Origin of the sequence: Exiguobacterium sp. s150, assembly GCF_018618435.1 — a bacterium.
GTDB lineage: Bacteria > Bacillota > Bacilli > Exiguobacteriales > Exiguobacteriaceae > Exiguobacterium > Exiguobacterium alkaliphilum.
In genome coordinates, this window is sequence record NZ_JACSMC010000067.1 from 1 (window position 1) to 1686 (window position 1686).

A 1686-nucleotide genomic window follows, 5' to 3' on the forward strand; every position below is an offset into this window, starting at 1 on the left:
TCCATTTCTGTTTTGCTCAAACCTTCAGATGAGGGTGTGCCATCACCCCTCCTGAGACAGACCATATAGGTTCTCAGGCTGATTGACTATTACCATCAACCACAGGTGCGTATCGGATGTTCATCGCACCGACTAAATCTCGATGTTTCTTGAATCCGCATTTACAGACATAAGTTCGGTCTTTCACTTTATTCCGGCTTCCGCAAGAAGGACACGTCTGAGATGTGTACGCAGGGTTCACATATTCGACCTTGATTCCTTCCAACTTCGCCTTGTACTCGATAAATAGTGCCAAGCGATAGAACGACCATGTATGCAGATTCTTATTGTTTTTACGGCTTGTTCTTGCCGTCTGTCGGATGTTCGCCAATTTCTCGAGGCGAATGACAGAAATGTTGTTCTCTTTTGCGAAATCGACAATATCACGGCTAACCTTGTGATCTTTGTCTTTCATCCAACGCTGTTCTTTGTTGTTCAGCTTTTTGATTGCGTTCAGCTTCTTCTTTTGACCGAGCTCTTTTCGTTTTGCTCGAAACTTGCGTTTCATATACTTGTTCTCGCGCCCGTTTCCGAAGAATCGCACCTTGTCACGATCGGTCGATGCAACCGCTGGTACTTTTAAACCTAGATCCACACCTAGAACCTTAGAGCCGGTCTTCTCAGTAGTAAGGATTGTGACGGCAATCTGAGCAATCCACTTATTTGATTTCTTCGTGATACGAAGTGCACCCAGCCTGTTGTTCAAGAGCGAAAAGTTACGATTGTGTTTATCGACCATTTCTGCTTTAATTGGCGTTTTCTTTGCCTTTCCATCCACCATGATCGGAAGAAAGATCGACTCAAAATCGAACGAATAGTTCTGGTTGTTCCATGTGCAATAAGGTTTTTTCAAAATAGGCACGACTTTATATTTCGATTTCTTCGCCTTTTTAAATACACTCTGTGCGTCTTTAATAGCCTGGTTCTTAACGGCGCTAGGCAAGGGCGAGGAAACACTCTTACTCGTTAGTTTGAGTGTCGCCTGGGCTTCCACCATGTCAGAGACAAGTCGGTTGGCCGTCTCAATGTATGTGGTCATCATCTTTTTCAAGACAGCTTCCTGTTTTTTTGTCGGCTTCAGTTTAATGTTGACTGTCAGCGTTTGAGACACAGTGTCACCCCCTCGTTTTTTGTTGTTCGACATAGCGTTTGATTGTTTCGCTCGATACGTTCCCGGCAGTAGAGACGAAGTAGGAACGCGTCCAGAGGCTCGGCAAATGTTGGAGGTGAGGAAACTCCTCTCTTAACTTTTTAGATGTCACTCCCTTGATTTTTGCCATGATGTCGGCAGGGCTAAGTGTCGGCAGGGCATTAAGAAACATATGTGTATGATCTTTATCGCATTCCAAAGCTATCATATTGATATTCAAATCTTCACATATTTCAGATACAAGCTCCTTGAAACGTACTTCTACATCATTACGAAGGAATATCTTCCTTCTGTATCGAGGGCAAAATACGAAATGATAGTTGATTAGAGAAACAGTAGTATGGGTTTTTCTATAGTTGTTTTCCATAACATCATTGTATCAGTTAAACTAATTGATTGAAACAAAACCTTTCGGATACATGAAGTGTCAAAACCGGCGGTTTATTACTGACGCTCCGTATCCGACATAGCTTTCATCCCACCCCTAAAGGAGTGGG

Annotated in this window: 2 protein-coding genes; both read right to left on the reverse strand. The window is 43.1% G+C overall.

Translation table 11 applies throughout. The annotated features are described in order from the left end of the window. Positions 1 to 73: 73 nt before the first annotated feature. The gene (locus tag KNP76_RS15470) at positions 74 to 1150 is read right to left on the reverse strand and encodes an RNA-guided endonuclease InsQ/TnpB family protein (protein WP_034809097.1); all 1077 of its coding nucleotides are present in this window, start codon (positions 1148 to 1150) and stop codon (positions 74 to 76) included. Between the two features lie 4 nt (positions 1151 to 1154). Continuing rightward, positions 1155 to 1556, reverse strand: coding sequence for an IS200/IS605 family transposase (gene tnpA, locus KNP76_RS15475; protein ID WP_024371868.1), 402 nt, complete (start codon positions 1554 to 1556; stop codon positions 1155 to 1157). Between the last annotated feature and the right edge of the window lie 130 nt (positions 1557 to 1686).